Source organism: Niabella aurantiaca DSM 17617, from assembly GCF_000374125.1.
Classification (GTDB): Bacteria; Bacteroidota; Bacteroidia; order Chitinophagales; family Chitinophagaceae; genus Niabella; species Niabella aurantiaca.
Genome location: NZ_KB893625.1, coordinates 688,496 through 708,458 on the forward strand (window position 1 = coordinate 688,496; position 19,963 = coordinate 708,458).

General features: G+C 49.1%; 18 protein-coding genes. 12 read left to right on the forward strand and 6 right to left on the reverse strand.

Features of this window, described 5'->3' with window-relative positions:
* Positions 1-33: 33 nt before the first annotated feature.
* The 3 genes from aroA (at position 34) to B160_RS0102880 (ending at position 2,846) form a co-directional block, all read left to right on the forward strand.
* Positions 34-1,392, forward strand: coding sequence for a 3-phosphoshikimate 1-carboxyvinyltransferase (aroA, locus tag B160_RS0102870; protein ID WP_018626354.1), 1,359 nt, complete (start codon positions 34-36; stop codon positions 1,390-1,392).
* An 81-nt stretch (positions 1,393-1,473) separates the two neighbouring features.
* A complete protein-coding gene (locus B160_RS0102875; RefSeq protein WP_018626355.1) occupies positions 1,474-2,472 on the forward strand; it encodes a chorismate synthase in 999 nt (332 codons plus the stop codon).
* A gap of 110 nt (positions 2,473-2,582) precedes the next feature.
* Positions 2,583-2,846: a GlsB/YeaQ/YmgE family stress response membrane protein gene (locus B160_RS0102880; RefSeq protein WP_018626356.1), complete on the forward strand. Its 264-nt coding sequence runs from the start codon at positions 2,583-2,585 to the stop codon at positions 2,844-2,846.
* Between the two features lie 537 nt (positions 2,847-3,383).
* Here the strand turns inward: B160_RS0102880 and purU are convergent.
* Positions 3,384-4,217: a formyltetrahydrofolate deformylase gene (gene purU, locus B160_RS0102890; RefSeq protein ID WP_018626359.1), complete on the reverse strand. Its 834-nt coding sequence runs from the start codon at positions 4,215-4,217 to the stop codon at positions 3,384-3,386.
* A 31-nt stretch (positions 4,218-4,248) separates the two neighbouring features.
* On the opposite strand from purU, the gene bshC reads away from it, so the two are divergent.
* On the forward strand, positions 4,249-5,889 hold the full coding sequence (gene bshC / locus B160_RS0102895) for a bacillithiol biosynthesis cysteine-adding enzyme BshC (protein WP_018626360.1): 1,641 nt from the start codon (positions 4,249-4,251) through the stop codon (positions 5,887-5,889).
* A gap of 160 nt (positions 5,890-6,049) precedes the next feature.
* Here bshC and purE read toward each other — a convergent pair whose 3' ends face one another.
* Positions 6,050-6,565, reverse strand: coding sequence for a 5-(carboxyamino)imidazole ribonucleotide mutase (gene purE / locus B160_RS0102905; protein WP_018626362.1), 516 nt, complete (start codon positions 6,563-6,565; stop codon positions 6,050-6,052).
* A gap of 283 nt (positions 6,566-6,848) precedes the next feature.
* Between purE and pncB the strand changes: the two genes are divergently transcribed.
* Both pncB and B160_RS0102915 read left to right on the forward strand, forming a co-directional pair.
* Positions 6,849-8,033, forward strand: a complete 1,185-nt coding sequence (gene pncB / locus B160_RS0102910; RefSeq protein WP_018626363.1) for a nicotinate phosphoribosyltransferase — start codon at positions 6,849-6,851, stop codon at positions 8,031-8,033.
* Between the two features lie 238 nt (positions 8,034-8,271).
* Positions 8,272-9,015, forward strand: coding sequence for a murein L,D-transpeptidase catalytic domain family protein (locus B160_RS0102915; RefSeq protein ID WP_018626364.1), 744 nt, complete (start codon positions 8,272-8,274; stop codon positions 9,013-9,015).
* Between the two features lie 17 nt (positions 9,016-9,032).
* On the opposite strand, the gene B160_RS0102920 is transcribed toward B160_RS0102915, so the two are convergent.
* On the reverse strand, positions 9,033-9,485 hold the full coding sequence (locus B160_RS0102920) for an SRPBCC family protein (RefSeq protein ID WP_018626365.1): 453 nt from the start codon (positions 9,483-9,485) through the stop codon (positions 9,033-9,035).
* An 81-nt stretch (positions 9,486-9,566) separates the two neighbouring features.
* Positions 9,567-10,061 (reverse strand): SRPBCC family protein, encoded by a 495-nt coding sequence (locus tag B160_RS0102925; protein ID WP_018626366.1) that lies wholly within the window; start codon positions 10,059-10,061, stop codon positions 9,567-9,569.
* A gap of 176 nt (positions 10,062-10,237) precedes the next feature.
* Here B160_RS0102925 and B160_RS0102930 point away from each other — a divergent pair, with 176 nt between their 5' ends.
* From B160_RS0102930 to B160_RS0102940, 3 genes are all read left to right on the forward strand, one after another.
* Positions 10,238-11,218 carry a GlxA family transcriptional regulator gene (locus B160_RS0102930; RefSeq protein ID WP_018626367.1) on the forward strand — a complete coding sequence of 327 codons (981 nt, stop codon included), beginning with the start codon at positions 10,238-10,240 and terminating at the stop codon, positions 11,216-11,218.
* Between the two features lie 549 nt (positions 11,219-11,767).
* Positions 11,768-13,750 (forward strand): sialate O-acetylesterase, encoded by a 1,983-nt coding sequence (locus B160_RS0102935; RefSeq protein WP_018626368.1) that lies wholly within the window; start codon positions 11,768-11,770, stop codon positions 13,748-13,750.
* 235 nt (positions 13,751-13,985) lie between these two features.
* Entirely contained in the window at positions 13,986-14,717 is a 732-nt protein-coding gene (locus tag B160_RS0102940) for an esterase family protein (protein WP_018626369.1), read from the forward strand.
* A 121-nt stretch (positions 14,718-14,838) separates the two neighbouring features.
* Here B160_RS0102940 and aat read toward each other — a convergent pair whose 3' ends face one another.
* Complete coding sequence (gene aat / locus B160_RS0102945; RefSeq protein WP_018626370.1) at positions 14,839-15,489, reverse strand: leucyl/phenylalanyl-tRNA--protein transferase; 651 nt, start codon at positions 15,487-15,489, stop codon at positions 14,839-14,841.
* 8 nt (positions 15,490-15,497) lie between these two features.
* Positions 15,498-15,800: an ATP-dependent Clp protease adaptor ClpS gene (locus B160_RS0102950; RefSeq protein WP_018626371.1), complete on the reverse strand. Its 303-nt coding sequence runs from the start codon at positions 15,798-15,800 to the stop codon at positions 15,498-15,500.
* Between the two features lie 603 nt (positions 15,801-16,403).
* On the opposite strand from B160_RS0102950, the gene B160_RS0102960 reads away from it, so the two are divergent.
* From B160_RS0102960 to B160_RS0102970, 3 genes are all read left to right on the forward strand, one after another.
* On the forward strand, positions 16,404-18,086 hold the full coding sequence (locus B160_RS0102960; RefSeq protein ID WP_018626373.1) for a GMC oxidoreductase: 1,683 nt from the start codon (positions 16,404-16,406) through the stop codon (positions 18,084-18,086).
* A 71-nt stretch (positions 18,087-18,157) separates the two neighbouring features.
* Positions 18,158-18,817 carry a gluconate 2-dehydrogenase subunit 3 family protein gene (locus B160_RS0102965; RefSeq protein WP_018626374.1) on the forward strand — a complete coding sequence of 220 codons (660 nt, stop codon included), beginning with the start codon at positions 18,158-18,160 and terminating at the stop codon, positions 18,815-18,817.
* Positions 18,818-18,959: 142 nt separating this feature from the next.
* Positions 18,960-19,880, forward strand: a complete 921-nt coding sequence (locus B160_RS0102970; RefSeq protein ID WP_018626377.1) for a sugar phosphate isomerase/epimerase family protein — start codon at positions 18,960-18,962, stop codon at positions 19,878-19,880.
* Positions 19,881-19,963: the final 83 nt, after the last annotated feature.

The window sequence follows — 19,963 nt, forward strand, 5'->3', positions numbered from 1 at the left end:
CTGAATGCTGAAATCTCAAATCTCAAATCTCAAATGAACAGAACCATACATCCTTCAAAATTAGCCGGTAATATTTATGCCGCAGCATCCAAAAGCTCCATGCAGCGGGCCTGTGCCGCGGCATTGCTTTCAATGCAAAAAGCAGTGATCAAAAATCCGGGGCACAGCAATGACGATATAGCCGCTATGGGTATCATCCGGTCATTGGGGGCAGTGATTACCGAAGTAGACCGGGAAACCATTGAAATTGAAAGTTCATTTTTAAACGACCCGGCGGCGATTGTTTCAAAAGAAGCTGCGGTGAACTGTGGCGAGAGTGGTCTGAGCATACGGATGTTTACCCCCATTGTTGCATTGTGCAAAAATGAAGTGACCATTAACGGAGCTGGCAGCCTGGTTACCCGGCCCATGGATTTCTTTGACCAGGTACTGCCGCAACTGGGAGTTTCGATCGTTTCCAATAACGGTAAACTGCCACTGAAGGTCAATGGCCCTTTACAACCCAGAGAGATCACGATTGACGGCTCTTTGAGTTCCCAGTTCCTTACGGGACTGCTGATGGCGTTTGCGGCCGTTCCTGCGCCGGACCCGGTAATCATCCGCGTAAACGACCTGAAGAGCAAGCCCTATATTGATCTTACGCTGAACGTCATGCAGCAATTCGGTCTGCGGGTTCCGGAAAATAACAATTATGAAACGTTCACATTTGCCGCGTCCCAACCCGAATCCCGAATCTCAAATCTCAAATCTCAAATAGACTACACGGTTGAGGGTGACTGGAGCGGCGGCGCCTTTTTGCTGGTAGCCGGTGCTATAGCCGGTGATATCCGGGTGCAGGGGCTTCAGCAAACCAGTACGCAGGCCGATAAAAAGATCATCGAAGCCTTAATGGCTGCCGGAGCCGGCATTGCCATGGAGGCAAAAGGGATCGTGCTGCATGCGGCGCCATTGCAAGCATTTACATTTGACGCGACGGATTGTCCCGACCTGTTTCCCCCGCTGGTAGCGCTGGCAGCAAACTGCAAAGGCATCACCAAAATAAAAGGCGTAAGCCGGCTGGCACATAAGGAAAGCGACCGGGGTGTCACCCTGCAGGAAGAGTTTGGCAAAATGGGAATCCGGGTAGATCTGGATAGCGACATCATGAGGGTACATGGCGGTGCCGTGAAAGGCGCGGTGGTGCATTCCCGGCACGATCACCGGATCGCGATGGCCTGTGCCACAGCAGCGCTGAGAGCGGATGGCCCTGTTACGATCGAAGAGGCAGAAGCGATCAATAAATCTTACCCCGATTTCTATGATCACTTAAAAGAGCTGGGGGCAACGGTTACCGGTGGGCTGGATTACAGAAATGCGCTGAACGAAACTTACTCAGATAAAAACGGGGAATAGGCAATGGTCAATGACTGATAGCTGACTGCGGGTAACTGACAGCTGAAGGCTGATCGCTGAAAGCTAAAAAATATTTTAACAATGAATGCATTCGGACAATTATTCAGGGTACAGATCTTTGGCGAATCACATGGTGAATGTGTGGGTATTGTAATAGATGGCCTCCCCGCCGGACTGGATCTTCCGGTGGAGGATTTCCTGCCGGATATGGAACGCCGCAAAGGAGGCACACAGAAAGGCGCTACACCCAGAAAGGAAGACGATATCCCCCTGTTTAAAAGTGGCGTATTTAACGGAAAATCCACGGGCTTCCCGGTGATGATCTATTTTGAAAATAAGAATACCAGGAGTGGGGACTACGAAAAGATAAGGAGCTTTCCCCGGCCGGGTCATGCCGATTTTGTGGCGCACAAAAAGTTTGGCGGTTTTGAAGATTACCGGGGTGGCGGGCATTTCAGCGCGCGTTTGACAACAGGCCTGGTGGCCGCGGGCGTCATCGCCAAAAAGCTGCTCCGCAATGTTTCCATAGAAGCGCGGATCGTCGAAATAGGCGGGGACCCGGATCCGGAAAACGGGCTGCAGAAAGCCATTGAGGCGAAGGACTCCGTAGGAGGGCTGATCGAATGCCGCGTAAATGGATTGCCCGTAGGATTGGGAGAGCCTTATTTTGATTCTATGGAATCGGTTTTGGCACACCTGCTGTTTACCATTCCTGCTGTAAAAGGCGTGGAATTCGGATCCGGCTTTGCCGCTGCAAAAATGTTTGGCTCCCAGCACAACGATCCTATAGAAAACAATGAAGGCAAAACAACCAGCAATCATGCCGGAGGAATTGTGGGTGGCATAACCAATGGGAACGAGCTGGTTTTTCGCATTGCCATCAAGCCTACGGCATCTACACCCAGGCCCCAGCACAGCCTCAACTGGGAAACCGGTCATATGGAGGATTTCTCTGTCAAAGGCCGTCATGATCTTTGTGTAGCCCTGCGCGCACCGGTGATTGTAGAAGCAGTTACCGCCATTGCCCTGGCCGATTTTATGATGCTGGCAGGAAGAATAGAGCGGGTTATAGGGGAATAACCTGTTGATAACTACCTGTTCCTTAACGGTAAATTGTTTTTTTGGCATGTTTTTTTATGGTAACTTTAAAGAACGAAAACTTTATTTCACCTTGTTAAAACAAAAAAACTATGGGTATCTTATCTTGGATCATTTTTGGATTGATAGCAGGTGCTATTGCTAAAGCCCTACACCCCGGTAAAGACCCCGGAGGGTGGATCGTAACGATCATCATTGGTATTGCGGGAGCCTTTGTGGGCGGATGGATCGGAACACAGGTGTTGGGTATTCCTATCAACGGGAACTGGTCGTTCAAGGGGTTTGCCTTTGCTATTTTGGGAGCAGTGCTTTTATTATGGATTTACGGGATGATCACCCGCAAAAAAGGGACCTGATGCCATCGCCGCTTATGGATGATATTGATCCCGCTCGCGTGGCGGGATTTTTTATTTTAGCGGACTGGCTTCCTTCGGATCTTTTCGTGGTTTCTTATTGATCGTTCTTTCCATGTGTCATCAGCCATCATCTACGCAGATCTGCAAAGATCCTGTTTCGCTGTTCCGGTATGAAGCATTTGCTTGGTTCTATCTGCGCAGATTCCATCTAATGATCCGGTTTTATGTTTTTTATGCTTACTGATGGCACAGACTTGCACCGATTTGTATTGAATCGTTTTAAGTCGGTGCCTGACTGTGAAATCCGTGAAGCCCTGTTACATATTTACATATAGCCGGCTGTTAGTGGCGGCGTTTTGTATTTTAATTTCTTCTGATCAGCGGGAAAAGCAGTGTTCCGGAACCCACAATGAGCACCGGGAATCGGGTATCCAACACCGGACATCAAAACGGACCCGGCCTGATTCCGGTCACGACCGGGAAAACGCTAAACCTGGAATAAACACAAGAGATCGCACAACTAACCCTGGCAGTTGTTTAATTTTCAAAAACCACCGTCTTATTCCCGTCTACGATCACCCGGTCCTGTAATACCAGCTGCAGCGCTTTTGCCAGCACCGATTCTTCGATCTCTTTGCCCAGCGTTACCATGTCTTTAATTGAATAGGCATGGTTTACCGGAATGATCTGCTGGGCAATAATAGGACCTTCATCCAGGGTGTCGGTAACAAAATGGGCTGTTGCCCCGATCATTTTTACTCCGCGTTCGTATGCCTGCCGGTACGGGCTGGCACCTACAAAGGCCGGCAGAAAAGAATGATGGATATTGATGATCCGGTGCGGGTGGGCTGCTACAAACCCGGGCGAAAGGATCCGCATGAATTTTGCCAGAATGATGTAATCGAAGGTATACCCCTTCAACACTGCAGATACCGCTTCTTCGAAAGCCTCTTTTGAAAGACCCTGGTGATCCACATAATGGAAGGGGATGTCGAATTTTCCGGTGAGCGACCGGAGCGTTTCGTGGTTACCGACCACACATGCTACTGAGGCGCCAAGGGTGTTGAAATAATTCCGCAGTAAGATATCGCCCAGGCAATGGTATTCTTTTGTGACCAGGACGGCCACTCTTTTTTTTACAGCAGTATTGATAAAAATAGAGCAATTGGATGGAAGCACCTTCAGCAGCTGTTCTTCAACCTGCGAAGCCTTAATGTCTCCGTCTGCGATTTCCAGCCGGAGATAAAAACGGTTTGCTTCAGCATTCACATATTCGCGCATGGAGATGATGTTGAGGTCCGCATCGGCCATCACTTTGGAAACGGCAGCCACCAGCCCCACCTGATCGGTACATTGTATTAAGATGATCATTTGCTAAAAATAAAACTATTTCACTTTAAAAATGTTATTGTATTTTCATTTTGGATTGCAATATAAATGTATGGACTGTAAGACCTTAAATCTTTCTTACGCGGAAACCGGCGCTTTTAGCAGGCTGGTACAGGAATATTTGAGTAAGGATGAAAAGCTGAAACCTTTTTATAATGCTTTTCCTGAAGCAGCAGCTGTTCCCAAACTCATTGAGCGAAGGGAAGCCGTAACCATCAACCGGGAGCTCCTGGTACAGGTATTGCAAAAACAATATGCAGGCGTTCCGGTATCGGACCAGGTAAAGGCAAACCTGGAGCTGCTGAAAAAGCAGACAACTTTTACCACGATCACTGCGCACCAACCCAATGTATTTACAGGCCCCCTTTATTTTATTTACAAGATCCTGCATGCCATCCGGCTTGCCGGGCAAAACAAACAGCAATATCCAGGTTACGATTTTGTGCCGGTGTACTATATGGGAAGCGAGGATGCAGACCTGGAGGAATTGGGACATCTTTTCATGAGCGGGCAGAAGCTGGAATGGCAGACGGATCAGACCGGCGCGGTAGGAAGGATGAAGGTTGATGCTGCCTTGCTGGAGCTGATCGGCCGGATAGAGGCGCAGGCCGGGGTGCTGCCACTTGGAAACGAGATCGCCGGGCATTTGAGAAGCTTTTATGAAAAGGGAAGGTCCATACAGGAGGCCACGTTTCATCTGGTGAACTTTTTGTTTGCTGAATACGGATTGATCGTGGTGATCCCCGACAATGCCAAACTAAAATCGGTGGCCATCGATCTGTTCAAAGATGAGCTGCTGAACAGCCGGTCCTCGGCGATGGTTGAAGAAACAGCAAACCAGCTGACGGCGGCAGGATATAAGGTGCAGGCGCATGGACGCGAGATCAACCTGTTTTATTTAACTGATGAGGGGCGTTACCGGATCGAGCGTATGGGTGATCTTTGGAAGGTAGTGGGCACCTCCTGGTCATTTACCAAAGCAGCGATCCTGAAAGAAACGGAGGAGCACCCCGAGCGATTTAGTCCCAATGTTATTTTGCGCCCTGTGTTCCAGGAAATGATCCTGCCCAATCTTATGTTTGTGGGCGGAGGGGGAGAGCTGGCCTACTGGATCCAGCTAAAAAAAATATTTGATCACTACGGGGTGCCTTACCCGCTGCTGGTATTGCGGAACTCATTTTTGCTGATCAACCGGCAACAGGCAGCAATGGTGCAAAAACTGGGCTTCCGGCCGGTACAGCTCTTCCAATCGCTGCATGATCTTAAGAACGATTGGGTACACGCCCATTCTGACAAGAACCTGGAAGTGAAAGAAGCCTTCAATGGTATGCAAGAGATTTACAATGGGCTGAAAGAACAGGCTGGTGCTGTGGATACTACATTGATCGGGCATATAGCAGCTTTGGAAAAAACTGCAGGAAAGCGAATCAGTGATCTGGGAAAGAAAATGCTTCGGGCCGAAAAGCGGAACAACTCCGATGCCATGAACCAGGTAACGAAACTAAAAGAGCAGCTGTTTCCGCTGAATAACCTGCAGGAGCGGATCGAGAACTTTATCCCGTTTTATGCCCGGTACGGGAGTGAATGGATCGCTATGCTTTATGAACATTCATTGGGATGGGAGCAGGAGTTTGTGGTATTAGAGGAACAATAGTCCACTACCGATACGGATCCGGTGCTTGTTTGAGATTTGATGTTTGAGGTTGCAGTTGCGGTTTTGTGCCTGGTGTTCGATTTTCTTTTGGAAATCCGGGATCCTCATTTTCGCACTTTCACATTCCCATATTTTCAAATTCAATGTATTCGTGCAGATCTCAGGCATCGAACCCATTGGGTTGCCCCGATTTCTTCAAACGTGCTGCCTTCTGCAGTACTTCGGCTTCCAGTTCGGTTTTATAATCTGCTACTTTCTTATAGATGACATCATCGGCAGCCCCGATGATCTGTGCAGCAAGGATGCCGGCGTTTTTAGCCGCATTCAGCGCAACGGTGGCAACGGGCACGCCATTGGGCATTTGCAGGATGCTGAGCACTGAATCCCAGCCGTCGATAGAGTTGCTCGATTTTACCGGAACACCAATAACCGGGAGTGCGGTGATGGAGGCTACCATTCCCGGCAGATGCGCCGCACCGCCGGCACCGGCGATGATCACTTTTAAACCACGTCCCTTTGCTTTTTGTGCATATTCTACCATACGCAACGGGGTACGGTGCGCAGATACAACGGTTACTTCATAATCGATTCCCAATGTTTTCAGAACAGCTGCTGCCGGTTCCATTACCGGTAAATCGCTGTCGCTGCCCATGATGATCCCTACCTGTATAGCCATAGTGCAAAGAACGGTAAAAAGAACATATCATGCGGCGGGGACGGGATATTTTTGAGGGCGGGATGCTGGATGCGCCCCCAGGTTCCGGTGCCTGATCTAACCGTAAACGCAAAGGTTTCGTGAAGATCGCGGCGGGGATATGATGGAACATTCCATCACTGCCAAAACAACGATCGTAAACGGTCTGATAGCTGATCCCTGAAGGCTAATGACTGGATGCTGATTGCTGACAGTTCAAATCTCAATCCTCAATTCTCTAAACAATTTTGTGTAGGTTTGAACAATGAATACTGAAACGTTTTTTCCCTCCCCGTCGATCCTTGACAACGACTTTTACAAGTTTACAATGCAGTGTGCCGTTACGCAGTTGTTCCCGGATGTGAAGGCTAGGTACTCGTTCATCAACCGGGGGGCACATTTATTCCCGGAGGGATTTGGGGATGCGTTGAAAGAACAGGTTGCCTTAATGGCAACGCTGCGGCTGACGAAGGAAGAACACCGCTATCTTGCCGCCAATTGCCCCTACCTGAATGCGGCGTATCTCAACCTCCTGGCAGGATATGCATATGATCCATCAGAAGTGACGATCACCCAGGAGAGGGGACGGCTGGAGGTTTCGGTAGAAGGGCACTGGTTCCGTACCATTCTGTGGGAAGTGCCGCTGCTGTTCCTGATCAGCGAGCTGTATTACCGGCTCACGGGGCAGAAAAGAGATACGGACGAAGCGGTGATCAGCAACACGATCGAAAAAACAGGCATCTATAAAGAGCTGGATGTGCCGGTGGCCGAGTTTGGAACGCGGCGCCGGCATTCATACGAAGTACAGCAACTGGTGGTGGATACCCTTACAAAACATGGCGGAAAAAGTTTTGTAGGAACCAGCAATGTGCACCTGGCCATGCGCTCCAAAACAAAGCCCATCGGCACGCATGCGCATGAGTGGTTTATGTTTCATGCCGCAAAATACGGATTCACCATGGCCAATGCACTGAGCCTGGAACACTGGACGGATGTGTATCGCGGAGATCTGGGAGTAGCGTTGTCCGATACCTATACCAACGATGTTTTCTTTGAACAGTTTGATAAAAAATTTGCAAAGCTGTTTGACGGGGTACGGCATGACAGTGGTGACCCGGTCGCTTACGCAGAAAAGGTGATCGCCCATTATCAAAAATTAGGGATCAATCCCGCCTATAAATTCATCATTTTTTCCGATGGATTGAATACGGAGAAGGTTGCAGGGATCACCCGTGCCACCAAAGGCAAGATCGGCATTTCCTTCGGCATCGGTACCAATCTTACCAATGATGTAGGACTGCAGCCCATGAATATTGTTGTAAAGCTAACGGCTGTTCAGTTTGATGACAGGAGATGGGTGTCTACCGTAAAGCTATCAGACGAAAAAGGAAAACATACCGGTCAGCCGGAAATGATCCGGCTGGCGAAGGAAGTTTTAGGCATTGAATAGCAGATATATATAAATTTAATTATATTAAATGCTTTTATTTAAGCTTTTCGTAACAGAAAAGCGCCGTTGTTGCTGTACCTTTGCGTTGTTTTTGTGGGAAAAGTCCGTTAACCGGACATTGACTCTCCGGGAACATCCTGTAGCTGCCGGATCTGGATGTTTCATCCGCCATATGATTCGTTTAGGATCATTTTAGACCCATATCTGATTTTTTGAGAATTAAAAAAGGGATTTTTTAATGATGAAGGCTTTTATTGCAAAAAAGATATTACCACTGGTATTTTTAATTGTTGCGGTGACAAATATTTCGTGGCGCGCCCCTGCCATTGCCCCGGCGAGGGAAGAGCTGAACTTTTTAACCCTGTACCGGATGCCTTTTGAATGGGGGATGAGCCGTTCAGATATGGTTTACGACAGCCTGCACCTGGATATGAAAGGGCTTTCTGAGAAAGCATTTGCCTATGCGCTCGAAGGACTGGAGGAGCTGAAGGGGGAAGGCAGGGTGCTCAATGATTCCATCATCACCATTGTTGACTTTGACCAGCCAAGTGTCAATAAACGGATGTACATCCTCGATCTTAAGAATTTTAAGCTGCTTTTTAATACCTGGGCGGCGCACGGGAGAAGGTCTGGCACATTGATGGCCACTTCCTTCAGCAATACCCTTTCTTCCAATAAAAGCAGCCTCGGTTTTTACCTCACGGATGAGCCTTACTATGGAGGCAACGGCTACTCATTAAAATTGAAAGGACTGGAACAGGGAGTGAACGACCGTGCAATGCAACGGGCTATAGTGCTGCACGGTGCCCCTTATGTAAGCCAGTCGAGCATCAATGAGCTCGGATACCTGGGTCGCAGCTTTGGATGTCCTGCAGTGCCTGTTGAGCTCAGTCATTCCATTATCGAAACGATCAAAGAAGGTTCCATACTATTTATCTACAGCAGCAGTTACCGGCCTCAATTCTTCTATGACCTTGGCTAATGCTGTTTAGCGGCCGTTTATCCCGTGCTTTTAAGAGCAGGGTTTCCTTTGCCGCTGGCGATCAGGTTGCACAGGCTCCCGGAAATATAGTCTGCCCAGGCATTCGAGCAGGCACTATAGCATTCTATACCAGGACGGAGTCCTTCATGTGTAAAACGAAGTTCCGTCCGGCCTTTTTGTTCCGAGATATCAAAACAGATCCGGGTGCCGTTCCATTCCGCGGGGTCCTGTAGAAAATTAAGCCGGCTGCGGGTAACGAGCCATACTACTTTTTTATCAGGGATCACTTCCGCTAATTGCTGCCGGGAGTAGTGTACATCGCCAAAGCGCACTTCAAAGATATCGCCCTCTTGCAGGGTTTTCCCTTCAACATTTTCCGTCCACCATCCCCGTATGTTGCCCACCGCATGGAATACCTCCTCCGGCGTTTTGTCGGTTATGATGGAAACGGTGAAATTGGGGTCTTTCATATATCGTATTTATTGAAAGATAAATAAAGAGGTGCTGTGAGTAATGTAAATGATGAAACGCATCCTGTTTAAAAGTCATTCTCAGACTGCCTGCATTTTCCATTTTTTGAGCAGCTCCTCGTTGAAGCCGTCTTCCCTGGCGTTGGGCGCTCCCTTACCGGTGGTGATGAGCTGATAAAGGCTGTTGCGGATATAATTGGTCCATGCGTCCCGGCAGATATTGTAACATTCATGTTGCGGTACCAGCCCCTCGTGGGTAAAGTGGAGCTCAGTTTGCCCATTCTTTTCGGATATGTCAAAAATGATCCTTGTGCCCTTCCATTCGCTCTGGTCTTTCACAAAATTGAATGAGTTGTCCAGGACCAGCCAAACTACCCTTTTGCCGGGGATCACTTCTGTTAGCTTTAACTTACAGATGTGAACGTCTTTATAATGATAAAGAAATTCGTCGTTCAGGTTTGCGGTTGGTCCCATGATCTCTTCACTCCACCATCCGCGCACGTTGTTGATGGCGTTAAAGACCTGCCCGGGCGTTTCGGTCACCCGGATCGCTGTGTTAAAATCGTTGTGTTGCATTGTTTCTTTTTTAGGTTTAAAAATGAGGCTTCTTCCCGATCCGGATCGATTCTTTTATTTCCGGGGGAACAGGAACAAAGCTATTGTCTTAAAAGTTTATGGCCGGTGTGTAAAATGGACTTTGATCGGGGGCGATTTGGACAAGTATGTAGTGTACCTTTGTAAAAACAATTTTTATGAAGCAAATAACCATTGTGGTGCCGGATTGCAGGGTCAATGTAAACACGATCGGCGGGGCATATGATATCCTATGTCAGGCCAACGAATACTGGAAGCGTGCCGGGCATCCTTCTTTATTGAACGTCGAGATCGCCGGTTTTGCACCAGAAGTAAGATCGCATAACGGTTACCTGGCCATCCGGCCGGTGGATATCCGGGAGATTCGAAATACCGACCTGGTATTGATCCCGGCCGTACTGGGTGAATATGAGGAAGCCGTGCAGCGGAACCAGCAGCTGCTTGAATGGATCCGGTTGCAATACAAGTGCGGGGCAGAGGTGGCCAGCATGTGCTCCGGTGGTTTTTTGCTGGCCGCTACCGGGCTTCTTGAAAACCGGGCCTGCTCCATCCACTGGAACAAAGTGGAGGAATTCGGGCGCATGTTCCCCGGGGTAAACATTGCAACCGGTAAGATCATTACGCACGAAAACGGCATCTATACCAATGGCGGGGCCTATTCATTTCTGAACCTGATGCTTTACCTTGTGGAAAAGCTGTTTGACCATTCCATCGCGATCATTTGCTCAAAGGTTTTCCAGATCGATGTAGAGCGAACCACGCAATCTCCGTTCACGATCTTTCAGATCCAGAAGGAGCATGGGGACGAGGTGATACGGGATGCGCAGACCTATATCGAAGAGCATTTGGATACCCGGATCTCTTTTGAGAAATTAGCCGTGCAACTGGCCGTCAGCCGCCGCAATTTTGACCGGCGCTTTATTAAGGCTACCGGTAATACTCCCGTAGAGTACCTGCAACGTGTAAAAATTGAAGCTGCAAAAAGGGAGCTGGAAAAAGGCCGTAAAACCGTACTTGAGGTGATGATGGATGTGGGGTATTCCGATGACAAAGCGTTCCGGGAGGTATTCCGGAAAATAACCGGGTTGTCGCCGCAGGATTACAGGAACCGGTATCAGAAAAGTGAATATACCGTTTGATCGATATTTGCTGCGGGACGTTGTTTGTTCACAGAAGCCACTCGGACAAGTCGCAAGCGGCTCCCCCGAAGCCCAACGGATTGGCACCAGCACAGCACCTCTGCAAAGAACAGGAAATGCCACGAAGGCAGAAAGGCCAAAGAAACACGAAGGCCTGGTATAAAAGCCGCGTGATGCGTATTGGATTGTGGTCTCCTTTGTCTGTTTTCTGTACTCTTTACTCTGGCGGCTTTTATCGACCTTGCGCTTTAAACCTGATCTCTGCGTATTTCTGCACTTTGCGGTAAAATAGAGATCGTGATATCAACACTGCGACCGTCGCGCCTTGGCGCCGCTGCGAGCGATCTTCGCGTCGTAGCGCACTTCCTCGGCGTCATTGCGGGAAACCTCTTTGTTCTGCGCGAAATAACATCCTCTTGTTCCATCAGCGGAATATGCTTATTTTAGTGCCCTCAAAAATGATTGTATGAAATGAACTACAAGCATCTTGCCTGCCTGCGGCAATGATGTTTTGGCGGATTCCATTTAACCATTCAAAAAAATAAACAGATGAAACCTTGCCATTTTTTGACGCTGGTGCTTTTTGCCCTGAGCTCAGTATTTCCGGGTCGCCTGTCGGCCGAAGTGAAGTTGCCGGTGTTGATCAGCAACAATATGGTATTGCAGCAAAAAGCAACGCCTGCCCTTTGGGGCACTGCGGGGGCCGGAAAAACCGTGCTGGTACAAACATCCTGGAATAAAAGGACCTACCGGGCAAAAGCAGATGCTTCCGGTAACTGGAAGGTAAATGTAAACACGCCTTCCTTTGGCGGGCCCTATACGATCCGTATTTCCGAAGACAATACCGTTACACTGGAGAATGTGCTGATCGGGGATGTGTGGTTGTGTTCCGGTCAGTCCAATATGGAAATGCCCCTGGCCGGCTGGGGAAAGATACAGCATTACGAGCAGGAGATTGCAAATGCAAGTTATCCCAATATACGGCTGTTACAGGCCATTCATGTTACGGCCAATCAGCCTCTGAATGAGCTCCGGGTACGCAATAACGGTTGGGATGTTTGCGCACCGGAGACGGTAGCTGAGTTCTCTTCCGTGGCTTATTTCTTTGCCCGGGAGATCTACGAAAAAACAAAGATACCCATCGGGCTGATCCACAGCTCCTGGGGTGGTACGATTGCTGAAGCCTGGACCAGTTATGAGACGCTGCAGCATATGGCCGATTTTGCTACTGCTGCGCGGGAAATAAAGAACACACCGGCTACAGATCAGCAGACGTTTGAGCGCTTGCTTGGAGAGTGGAGCCAGAAAAAACAGGAAGCCGATAAAGGCATGGTGAATGGAAAAGCGCTCTGGGCTGCGGCAGATCTGAACACTGCAGACTGGAAAACCATGGCGGTTCCCGGCCTGGTAGAGGACAACGGTCTGCCGGGTTTCGACGGAATGATCTGGTTCAAACAGAAAATAACGCTTCCCGCGAACTGGCAGGCGGAAGATCTTACGCTGAGCTTGGGGCCGGTTGATGATGAGGATATAGCCTGGTTCAACGGAGAGCAGATTGGCGCTACCAGCGGGTGGAATCAGGAGCGGGTTTATACGATCCCGGCAAGGCTGGTGAAAAAAGATGCAAACGATCTTACCATACGTGTAATGGACAACGGCAATGGCGGCGGCATCTACGGAACGCCGGCACAGCTTTTCATCAGGAACAGTGCGGGACAGAAGGCTGCGCTTTCCGGCAACTGGAAGTACAGGATATCCTACGCATTAAAAGACCTGCCACCGGCGCCGGCAAACCCCAACAATCCCAACCGGCCTACTGTATTGTATAACGCCATGATCCACCCGGTCATCCAATACACGATTAAAGGGGCCATCTGGTACCAGGGTGAATCCAATGCAGGCAGGGCCTACCAGTACCGGACATTGTTCCCTGCGATGATCCGGGACTGGCGCTCGAAGTTTCCATCGGGCAATTTCCCGTTTTACTTTGTTCAGCTGGCAAACTTTATGAAGCGGGCGGATCAGCCGGGATCTTCGGCATGGGCCGAGCTGCGGGAGGCACAGCTGATGACCACACAGCTTCCCAACACCGGCATGGCAACGATCATTGACATCGGCGATGCGAAGGATATTCATCCTAAAAACAAACAGGAAGTGGGCAGAAGGCTGGCGCTGATCGCATTGAACAGGGACTATAAAAAGAACATCGAATACTCCGGCCCTGTTTATAAAACACAAAAAGTAAAAGGTGACCGGATCCTGCTGAGCTTTGATCACGCTGCAGGAATGAAGGCTTCCGGCGGGAAGCTGACCGGTTTCGCCATCGCTGGTTCCGATCAGCAATTTCAATGGGCGGAGGCCGAAATTTCCGGAAATACGATAACGGTGAAAGCGCCCGGAGTAAAACAGCCCGTTGCGGTCCGCTATGCCTGGGCCGATAACCCGGATGCAAATCTGGTCAACAGCGCCGGGCTGCCTGCCAGTCCCTTCCGTACCGACCGGTGGGATGGAGTTACAAAAACGGCAAAATGATTTAGCGATTCCATATTCGTGGCTTCCTGTTCTGGATTTCGGGAGTTTAAAGTTTCAGGTCTCAGGTCAAAACATCATAGGAACCAGACCTCCCTTCCTGTTGTCTCGTCGGGTGTCGATTGTCGATTGTCCCGGATTTCGGCATTGACAGTACCTGATGAGCAGAAAGCCTGTATCTAATGTTTATTATCTTATTTTAAATGCTTACTTTGTATAGAGATTTAAAACCCGGTTCATGAATAAGCATATTACTTCCTGGTTCAGTCCGGCTCTGCAAAAAGAAATGCCGGTTGTCGCTTACGGGTATTTTGGAACGGTATTGCTACTGGTGCCCACTGCCGGCGCCGATTTTATGGAATACGAACGCTTCCGTTTGATCGATAGCCTGGCGCCGTTTATCAATGACGGAAAGCTGAAAGTATATTCGATCGACAGCGTAAATAACGAAAGTTGGCTGAACAAGGACATGAATAACTGGGACAAGGCACAACGACACGAGCAATGGAATGCCTACGTGTACAATGAGGTACTGCCATATATAAAAAATGAATCCGGCGCCGGTACTCCTGTATTTGTTAGCGGGGCCTCGTTTGGCGCCTTGCACAGCATGAATTTGTTTTTAAAACGGCCGGACCTGCTGGGCGGGGTTATTGCAATGAGCGGCGTATACGACCTTACCTACTATACAGATGGGTTTATGAATGATACGGTCTATTTTAACAGTCCCTGGCACTATATGCCCAACCTGACGGATGACGGGATTCTGGAGCAGATCCGAAACAGCCCGCACATCCACATCCTTACGGGGGCAGGGGCCTACGAGGACCCCCGGGCAGGCGGCGAGTTTGCCAAGATCCTTTATGATAAAGGTATTTATTACGAGTTTGACAACTGGGGTGAGAACTATAAACACGATTGGCCTACCTGGCGGGAGATGTTGCCGCATTATATCGGTACCCGGTTTTAAGCACCACTATAAAAGGACAATGTGAAGCGCAAAGGACATATTTCACGTTTGAGGTTTCACGTTAGATCCGTTTAATGCCTGATGTATGACTCCATTTCCACATCTTCAAATTTCCAAATTATCAAACGGGTATGTATTGTTTTAAAAGCGTATCGAATATTTTTCCGTCGATCATACGGGCTCCCATGCTTTCGAGGTATTCCGAGTAAACCTGGCAATCGATCAGCTGCACTCCTTCTTTTTTCAGGTATTCGAGATACCGGGCAAATGCGAACCGGGAAGCATTGCTGACAAGGCTGAACATGCTTTCTCCAAAAAAAACCTGCCCCAGGCGGATGCCATAGAGCCCCCCTATCAGTGCGCCGTCTTTCCAGACCTCGGCGCTGTGCGCATATCCCTGGAGATGAAGTTGCAGATATGCATGGACCACATCTTCGGTGATCCAGGTGCCATCCTGATTGCTGCGCCGTACTTTCTGACAGGAACGGATCACTTTTTCAAAAGCCTGGTTAATGGTGAACCCGAACGCATTTCTGTTCATGAGCGCGCGCACGGTCTTGCTTTTTCTGAATTCGCCGGGAAACAATACAAAGCGTGGGTTGGGGCACCACCAGAGCACGGGCGGTGTTTCATACCAAGGAAAAATGCCGGAAGCATAAGCCAGCAACAGCCGCTGCGGGTCGAGGTCGCCACCAATCGCAAGCAGTCCGTCTTTTTCTGCCAGGTGCACCGGCGGAAAATACAGTTCGTCTGATAGTGCAAAAATGGCCATTGGGGTAACTAAGCAACGAGCTCTTCGATCGTTGCCGAAATACCGCGATCAAGAATGGCGCTGCACATGGGCTCCAGGTCCTCGTACATGCCCTCTTTAACGGCGTATTTGCCTTTAAAGTGAATAATATAGGAGCATTGTTCTGCCTGCTCATAGCTATGACCGCAAACTTCCATAAGGGTTTCGATCACCCATTCAAAAGTGTTCACTTCGTCATTCCATACGATCAGTTGCCAGGAGGCCGCAGCTGCCGTCAGCACATCGGTTTCCGCTTCAGTTCTTGTAAACGGGCTGGTCTCAGAAAAGCTCATGACGCAAAGATAAATCATTCGGAATAATTGCTATTCCGGGTGCTTTTGGCCAGATAAACCCATCTGGGTTATGGAAGAGAAGTATTGCTCCATGTTATCTGATGAACGGCTGTATCCAAAGCCCGCCGGGTCTTGCTGTTCCGGAAATTAAGGATTGCTGCCGCACGGGGAAGCATCGTTCGTTATCAATAGATCCGGAGCGCAAGGTTCGATGACCGGTCATGCTGTCTGATCTCCGGATGGCTGAATACCGGGGCGCTGTTCTGGTAAAAGACATCCACTACAGGGATAAAATGGCCGTGTCTGTGTTAGAAAAAGTCTAAAAAAAGAAAGAAAACGTGAATATGTACGAAACACACAATGCCGTTCATGTAATTGTGGAAAAAATAACTGCGAATTTGAATTTAAAGCAATATTTTTATGGCGGAGTTGTTTCGCCTTCTACAAAGCATGATATAAGCCGCAGTAAACCCGGTAAATGACCAATTGGTTAAGGCGGCCCTGCGGGTTTTGTTTGCCGGAAGCGGGCAACGTTTCATGAACAGCTTCAATGATTGTTTATTTTTTCACTAACGATTTAACGTTTATTTTAAAAACAGTTTAATGGCAGAAAATAACACTTACGACGCTATTGTTATTGGCAGCGGTATTTCCGGGGGATGGGCTGCAAAAGAACTCACCGAGAAAGGGCTGAAAGTGATCATGCTGGAAAGGGGTAAGAACATCGAGCATGTAAAGGACTACGTCAATGCCGGCAAAGCGCCATGGGAGTTTCCGCACCGGGGATCCAAAACGCAGGAAATGATCAAGGATCACCCGGTGCTGAACCGCGATTACCCGCTGAATGAAACGAACCTCGACTGGTGGGTAGATGAAAAAGAATCGCCTTATACAGAGGTAAAACGTTTTGACTGGTTCCGGGGATATCATGTGGGCGGCCGCTCCCTGCTATGGGGCCGGCAAAGCTATCGCTGGTCCGATCTGGATTTCGAAGCCAATGCCAAAGACGGGATCGCCATTGACTGGCCGGTGCGTTATAAGGAGATCGCGCCCTGGTACGATTATGTGGAAAAATTTGCAGGCATCAGCGGAAACCGGGATGGCATCGGCCATTTGCCGGATGGGCAGTTTTTACCGCCAATGGATATGACGGTAGTTGAAAAAGACGTTGCATCCCGCATAAAGGACATTTATAAAGGACAGCGGCAGATGATCATTGGCCGCGTGGCGAATATTACCCAGCCATTGCCGGGACGTACCAATTGCCAGTACCGGAATAAATGCTGGCTGGGGTGCCCCTTTGGTGCTTATTTCAGCACCCAGTCCTCTACCTTACCGGCTGCTATGAAAACCGGTAATCTTACGGTAAGACCCTGGAGCATTGTTACAAAGATCCTTTACGATAAAGATAAGAAGCGCGCTACGGGAGTGGAAGTGCTGGATGCGGAAACCAATAAGACCTATGTTTATAATGCAAAGATCGTCTTTCTGAATGCCTCTACCTTAAACAGTACCTGGATCCTGATGAATTCTGCTACGGATATCTGGCCCGGCGGATTGGGAAGCACCAGCGGAGAGCTGGGGCATAACCTGATGGACCATCACCTGGGTGTAGGCGCGAGCGGAAAAGTGGAAGGATATGAGGACAAATACACTTATGGCCGCCGTGCCAACGGGATCTATATTCCGCGTTTCAGGAATTTGAATGGCGACAAGCGCGATTATCTCCGTGGTTTCGGCTACCAGGGCGGCGGAGGCCGGGGCCGGGGCAATACTTCGGCGGAAGAGATTACCATTGGAGTCGGATTGAAAGAGTCGCTGACCGAACCGGGCTCCTGGCACATGAATATTGGGGGCTTCGGGGAGATCCTGCCTTATCATGAGAATGTGGTAACGCTGGATCCCAATAAAAAAGATAAATGGGGTCTGAATGTGCTCTCCATCGATGCGGAATGGAAGGAAAATGAGCGGAAGATGCGTGTGGATATGAAGAATGACGCCATCGAAATGCTGGAAAAAGCCGGCGTAAAAGATGTAAGGGGCCGGGAAGGCGATGGCACCATCGGACGCGGCATCCATGAAATGGGAACCGCGCGTATGGGCGCTGATCCGAAAACATCGGTGCTCAATAAATGGAACCAGATGTGGGATGCTCCGAACGTTTTTGTGACCGATGGTTCGTTCATGGTATCTGCGAACTGCGTAAACCCCTCACTGACCTATATGGCATTTACGGCCCGGGCGGTGGATCATGCGGTAAATGAATTGAAAAAACAAAATCTTTAACCCAACAGGTCTGTACACTTGTGAGGTTTTTTAAAATCTGGCAGGCGTGCAGACCGACTAAAATACAAACAATGAACAGGAGAGAAGCTTTATCACGTGTTGGTATCTTGCTGGGAGGTACTGTTATCGGCGCGGAAGTTTTTTTGTCGGGTTGTAAATCCACCGCTACCAAGGCGGGTGCATTTTCGCCCGAGACAATTGCATTGCTGGACGAGATCGGAGAAACGATCCTCCCGACCACACCGGATTCACCAGGTGCGAAGGCCGCGCAGATCGGCAATTTTATGAAAACCATCGTAACCGATTGTTACCGGGAGAATGAGCAAAAGGCGTTCAACGAGGGTATCGATAAGTTTAATGAAGCCTGTAAGGCAAAATACAGCAAAGCATTCACCGAACTGTCTGCAGCAGAAAGGACCGAATTCCTGACCGCCCTGGATAAGGAAGCGAAAGAATTTGTAAAGACGGATACCTATAAAAAAGAGAAGAAGGCCTTTGATGAACAGCAGGATGCGTGGGTGAAAGCGGAGGAAGCCAAAAAGAATTTTGGTGCCGTAAAAGTAAAACAGAGCTACCCGCCACATTATTTTACCATGATGAAGCAATTGACAGTATGGGGTTACTTTACTTCCAAACCGGGTGCAACACAGGCGCTACGCTATGTAGAGACGCCCGGAAAATTTGATGGGGCCTATCCCTATAAGAAGGGCGACAAAGCCTGGGCATTATAGTAGAACGAACAGCACGCCGGCATATGCGGGCACTGGTTTATCATTATCTGCCGCAGATTCGCTGATCCTGCCACCGGCACAATTGGATCGTCAGCGGATCTGCGGCAATATATTTTAATTGATTCATTCTTAAATTTTCAATATGCATATCAACCGAAAAGAATTCTTAAAAAGGACCTCTGTTCTGACTGCAGGTGTTATGGCAAGCCAGCCATTGCTGGCCGGCGCCGGCAGGGTTAAAAAATATCCCATTTCGTTGGCAGAATGGTCCCTGCACCGGGCCTTGCAGAAAAAGCAGATCTCAAACCTGGATTTTCCCAGGATCGCAAAAAAGGAATTTGGTATTTCGATCGTGGAATATGTGAACCAGTTTTTTAAAGACCAGGCGGAGGATATGGCATACCTGAACCAGTTGCTTACCGTGTGCAAGGACAACGGTGTTACTAACCACCTGATCATGTGCGACGGAGAGGGCGAGCTGGGAAACACCAATGATGCAGCGCGCAAAAAAGCAGTAGAGAACCATTATAAATGGGTGCACGCGGCAAAGTTCCTGGGTTGTAAGACCATCCGGGTGAATGCTGCGGGCAACGGTACTGCAGAAGACGTGGCGAAAGCTGCGGTGGATGGATTAGGGCAGCTGGGCGAATACGCGGCAAAAGAAAAGATCAATGTGATCGTGGAAAACCACGGCGGCCTTTCTTCGGATGGAAAGTGGCTGAGTGGGGTAATGAATAGCATCGGTAAAAAGAATGTGGGCACGCTTCCCGATTTTGGAAATTTCTGCCTGAAACGTGGTGAAAACTGGAAGTGCCTGGAGGAGTATGACCGCTACCTGGGGGTAAAGGAACTGATGCCCTTTGCCAAGGGGGTGAGCGCCAAGTCTTACGATTTTAATGCCCAGGGCGATTGTGTAGAGACGGATTACAAGAAGATATTTGATATTATAAATGCATCCGGGTTTAAAGGAATCGTAGGGATCGAGTATGAAGGCAATGAGCTGAGCGAATACGATGGTATAAAGGCAACCCTTGCTTTGCTGAAAAAGGTAATGGCCCGATGAGGAACTAAATAAAGCCGGGTAACCGCCGGCAGCGCGATGAAAGCTCTGTGTTTTTTTTCGCCGCAAAGGCGGAAAGGCTCTGG

Bases quoted from the DNA above. Each gene is read 5' to 3' on its own strand.
- aroA (WP_018626354.1), top strand. From the start codon at position 34: ATGAACAGAACCATACATCCTTCAAAATTAGCCGGTAATATTTATGCC.
- B160_RS0102875 (WP_018626355.1), top strand. From the start codon at position 1,474: ATGAATGCATTCGGACAATTATTCAGGGTACAGATCTTTGGCGAATCA.
- B160_RS0102880 (WP_018626356.1), top strand. From the start codon at position 2,583: ATGGGTATCTTATCTTGGATCATTTTTGGATTGATAGCAGGTGCTATT.
- purU (WP_018626359.1), bottom strand. From the start codon at position 4,217: ATGATCATCTTAATACAATGTACCGATCAGGTGGGGCTGGTGGCTGCC.
- bshC (WP_018626360.1), top strand. From the start codon at position 4,249: ATGTTATTGTATTTTCATTTTGGATTGCAATATAAATGTATGGACTGT.
- purE (WP_018626362.1), bottom strand. From the start codon at position 6,565: ATGGCTATACAGGTAGGGATCATCATGGGCAGCGACAGCGATTTACCG.
- pncB (WP_018626363.1), top strand. From the start codon at position 6,849: ATGAATACTGAAACGTTTTTTCCCTCCCCGTCGATCCTTGACAACGAC.
- B160_RS0102915 (WP_018626364.1), top strand. From the start codon at position 8,272: ATGATGAAGGCTTTTATTGCAAAAAAGATATTACCACTGGTATTTTTA.
- B160_RS0102920 (WP_018626365.1), bottom strand. From the start codon at position 9,485: ATGAAAGACCCCAATTTCACCGTTTCCATCATAACCGACAAAACGCCG.
- B160_RS0102925 (WP_018626366.1), bottom strand. From the start codon at position 10,061: ATGCAACACAACGATTTTAACACAGCGATCCGGGTGACCGAAACGCCC.
- B160_RS0102930 (WP_018626367.1), top strand. From the start codon at position 10,238: ATGAAGCAAATAACCATTGTGGTGCCGGATTGCAGGGTCAATGTAAAC.
- B160_RS0102935 (WP_018626368.1), top strand. From the start codon at position 11,768: ATGAAACCTTGCCATTTTTTGACGCTGGTGCTTTTTGCCCTGAGCTCA.
- B160_RS0102940 (WP_018626369.1), top strand. From the start codon at position 13,986: ATGAATAAGCATATTACTTCCTGGTTCAGTCCGGCTCTGCAAAAAGAA.
- aat (WP_018626370.1), bottom strand. From the start codon at position 15,489: ATGGCCATTTTTGCACTATCAGACGAACTGTATTTTCCGCCGGTGCAC.
- B160_RS0102950 (WP_018626371.1), bottom strand. From the start codon at position 15,800: ATGAGCTTTTCTGAGACCAGCCCGTTTACAAGAACTGAAGCGGAAACC.
- B160_RS0102960 (WP_018626373.1), top strand. From the start codon at position 16,404: ATGGCAGAAAATAACACTTACGACGCTATTGTTATTGGCAGCGGTATT.
- B160_RS0102965 (WP_018626374.1), top strand. From the start codon at position 18,158: ATGAACAGGAGAGAAGCTTTATCACGTGTTGGTATCTTGCTGGGAGGT.
- B160_RS0102970 (WP_018626377.1), top strand. From the start codon at position 18,960: ATGCATATCAACCGAAAAGAATTCTTAAAAAGGACCTCTGTTCTGACT.